This window comes from Dethiosulfatibacter sp. (genome assembly GCF_983023055.1).
Genome location: NZ_CEZJXU010000230.1, coordinates 1 through 4,062 on the forward strand (window position 1 = coordinate 1; position 4,062 = coordinate 4,062).

Annotated in this window: 4 protein-coding genes; all 4 read right to left on the minus strand. The window is 36.8% G+C overall.

The features are described from left to right. Positions 1-245: 245 nt before the first annotated feature. From hisC to AC3AX0_RS08655, 4 genes are read right to left on the minus strand one after another with little or no spacing between them, the layout of a single operon-like run. On the minus strand, positions 246-1,349 hold the full coding sequence (gene hisC, locus AC3AX0_RS08640) for a histidinol-phosphate transaminase (protein WP_487549896.1): 1,104 nt from the start codon (positions 1,347-1,349) through the stop codon (positions 246-248). Between the two features lie 60 nt (positions 1,350-1,409). Beyond that, a complete protein-coding gene (gene buk, locus AC3AX0_RS08645) occupies positions 1,410-2,468 on the minus strand; it encodes a butyrate kinase (protein ID WP_487549897.1) in 1,059 nt (352 codons plus the stop codon). A 17-nt stretch (positions 2,469-2,485) separates the two neighbouring features. Further along, entirely contained in the window at positions 2,486-3,163 is a 678-nt protein-coding gene (locus tag AC3AX0_RS08650; RefSeq protein WP_487549898.1) for a hypothetical protein, read from the minus strand. 30 nt (positions 3,164-3,193) lie between these two features. After that, a complete protein-coding gene (locus AC3AX0_RS08655; protein ID WP_487549899.1) occupies positions 3,194-4,051 on the minus strand; it encodes a bifunctional enoyl-CoA hydratase/phosphate acetyltransferase in 858 nt (285 codons plus the stop codon). Between the last annotated feature and the right edge of the window lie 11 nt (positions 4,052-4,062).

Here is a 4,062-nt window from a genome sequence, read left to right on the forward strand (position 1 = left end):
CAATATCACGCTGGGGGATTTTACCATTGATCGAACAATAATTGACCACTATATCTCCAGTGATCCAAATTTCTATATTACAGAGATTCAGATACCTTTATTAGAATAAGTTTTAAAAACAAACAAAAAACTTCGACAAGGAATCATTCACTTGTAGAAGCTTTTTGTATTTGAATTTATTAATAAATATTAGTTTATAGCCTAGGTTTTTTTCCAAATATCTGTTCTGTTATTCGACTTCTTTATTAAAGGATCTTATCTAAGGCTTCAACAAACACCTTGGTCTGGTCAATGGTTCCAGTACTCACCCTTATCCATGTATTCCAATTCCATAGGAATCCTCCACGGATAATTACTCCAAGCTTCATTAGATCCTCAAATGCTTTTTTTGCATCAGTCTCTATATTTACAAATACGAAGTTTGCATTTGACTTGACATACTCCAGACCCTTTTTATCAAAATATTCTTCCATTATCTTTATAGATTCATAGTTCAAATCTACAGTCTTATTGATATGATCATCATCCTGTAAAGCTCCAAGCGCAGCTGCCTGAGCCAAAAGATTCACATTAAATACACCCTTGACCTTAGTCATATTGTTAATAATATCCTCTGATGAAAGTGCATATCCAATCCTTGTTCCTGCCAAGCCCGCAACCTTTGAAAGTGTTCTCAATATTATGGTGTTCTTCCTGGTCTTAAGTATTTCCATACCACCTGTGTATTCAGGATTTCTTATACCATAATCATAGTATGCCTCATCAAGTACAAGGACTGTGTCTTCAGAAATATTCTCAACAAGATAATTGATTTCATCATCAGTCATTATATTTCCTACAGGATTATTGGGATTGCATACATAAATCAGTTTAGTGTTTTCATCTGCAACCTCTATCATCTTTTCGAAATCATGTTTGTAGTTTTTAAGTGGTATCTTCACTGCTTTTCCACCCATATGGGATACACTTGATCCATAAAGTCCAAAGGTTGTATCCGCCATTATCGCATTGTCGCCTTCATTTATAATGGCTTGGGCCATCATTGTTAGTATCTGCTCTCCACCGTTTCCACAAATCACATTTTCAATTTGAAGTCCATGCTTTTGTGCTATTGCAGTTCTAAGCTCCAAAGCTGCTCCGTCAGGATATATATTTACCATTCCAGCTTTCTCAATGATATTTGCTACAGCCTTAGGTGATGGACCAAGAGGATTTTCATTTGATGCAAGCTTTACAACTTCTGTTAGTCCATATTCCTTCATAACCTCTTCAACGAGTTTTCCAGGCACATATACTCCCATATTCTCAAGTTCTCTTCTAAACATATTTTTATTAATTGTGTTTTCCATAATATTTAATTTCTCCTATCGAATATTTTTAACAATAATTTGAAGTTCAGTAAATATTGATTATTCAGCATACACCCTTGCTTCTTCCTTGCCGTCAAGTACTCTGATTGATCCAAGTACCAGGGACTCAAGTTCATTTTCTCCAGCATGTATATGAACTGGAGCTATGAATTTAACTCTCTTTGAAATCCATTCAGTAATCATCTTAGAATATGCAATTCCACCAGTTATAGCTATAGCATCAACCTTACCTTCAACAACAGTAGCAAGTTCTCCGATACCCTTTGCAATCTGATAAGCCATAGCTTCGTAAACCATTGCAGCTTCCTTGTTTCCTTCTGCAATCATCTTTTCAACTTCTCTAGCATCGTTTGTTCCTAGGTAAGAGATTAGTCCTCCCTTTCCTCTAAGCTTAGCCTTCATTGTTTTCTGGTCGTTCTTGTAACACATTGAAATCAAGTCCTTACACGGAACTCTTCCAGCTCTCTCAGGAGAGAATGGACCTTCGTCATCTGATACTATGTCAACCATTTTGCCGTTTTTGTGAACAGAAATACTCATTCCGCCCCCAAGGTGTGCAACTATTATAGTCGAATCAGTATATTTCTTATTTAACTCTTCTGCAGTCTTTATTGCTACCGCTCTCATGTTAAGGGCATGGGCGAGACTCTTTCTTTTTATATCTGCCATTCCAGAATATCTTGCAATGTCTTCAAGCTCATCAACAGCTACCGAGTCATATATGAATGAAGGTATGCCCAGTTTTTCAGCCATTTCATAGGCTATTATTCCACCAAGGTTTGATGCATGTTCAACAACTGGTCTATTCTTAAGGACATCAACCATTACGTCATTTACCTTATATGCACCTGACTTAACCGGAGGAAGAAGTCCGCCTCTTCCAACTACTGCCGAAAGATCCTTCACGTCATAATTAACTTCATTAAGAAAGCTCATGATCTCGTTGTATCTCATTTCGTATTGGTCAGCTACACGGTCATATTTTTCGATTTCTTCGTTTGAATGTGTTATGTTTTTTTCGTATATTTCCTTGTCATCTTCATATATTGCAATCTTTGTAGAAGTTGATCCTGGATTAATCGCTAAAATATTATACATAGGTTACTCCTTATACTTTATATTTTCGTTGCACACGTTTCCGGGGTTGCTGTCTTTTTTTTATTTGCCAATGCAAGGAATATTCCCAACGCAATAGACAAGAAAGCTGCCGCTACTATTCTATATTCACTTGGCAATAAAAATGTTATTGTATGTGCTGGTATCCAGAAAAAAGGTATAGTTTTTAACAATACAAAATTTACATATGAATTCCAGTCCGCATCCTTTAATACATCATTAAGAGAAGGTTTTTTAATTATTCCGCCTACGTTTAAATTGATATATGAATCCGTACATTTATGACATGCCATGAATACAGGTGCAAAAATTAAATTCATTGTGGATGCTGTGAAAAATGCAAATAATAAACTAGAACCCTCACCTGGCAGATATCCTTTTGCCTGAGCTGCTATGACCCCACCTGCAAACAGCTGAAATGCCAGTGTTATCCACATTCCAAACAACCCCCACACAATTGCCTTATACATCATTCCTACTGATTTACTCCATTTCCCACTCCTAATTCTTAGGGCCAGCAATTCTCCCATTGTTGCCAGAATTGCAAATTTAGCAAATGACATCATATATGGATGAGCTGAAGTCATCCTTAAAAATATCGGATTGGTTTGTGGGGATACTATGAACAGTACCGCCAAAACTATCCCTCCAATCCATATAAAATCACCTTTTCTCATTTTGTTCTCCTTTTCTTTTATACTAAATTATTATACTGCTGCCGCTGATAATACCAATGACAAATACTTTTCTTCTGAAGTTGAACCTCTTGATGTAAGAACGATGGGTACCTTTGCGCCTACTATGAAGCCTGCCATTTTTGCACCCGCTGAATAAATCAGAGATTTTCCAAGAATATTTCCTACTGTTATGTTTGGAACAAGCATTATATCTGCATCTCCTGTAACTGGGCTTTCATATCCTTTTATTTCGGCCGATTCCTTGCTCATTGTAAGGTCATAAGATATTGGACCCTCAACTATACAGTTTTTTATTTCACCGTTGAGATACATATCCTTAAGGGCACCTGCATCAACTGATTCGGGCATCTTTGGATTAACTTTTTCAACAGCTGCCAGAGCTGCAACCTTTGGCTTGTCATATCCAAGTGAAATCAACGTATCCACTGCATTTTCAAGTATCTGCTTTTTCTTGTCAAGGTCAGGATACATCATCATTCCACCATCTGTAGTCGCAATAAGCTTGTGGTAGTTTGGAACCTCGTTGAATACTATATGAGACATTACCTTGCCTGTTCTAAGTCCTTTTTCCTTGTCAACTACTGCCTTAAGAAGATCTCCAGTCTGAATTTTTCCCTTCATGATGAAGTCAGCCTGATTGTTTCTTATAAGCTCAACAGCCTTGTATGAAGTTTCCAGATCACCTTCAACATCTACTATTTCTGAATCTTCCTTTTTAAAATCAAGTTTTTTAAGTATTTCCTTTATTTCAACACTTTTTCCTACTAGGACAGATTTGATAAGCCCTTCATTTTCAGCCTTCTGTACAGCTTCCAATGTATGCTCATCATGTGCGCATACCACTGCAACTCTCTTTACTCCATCAATGTCTTTAACCA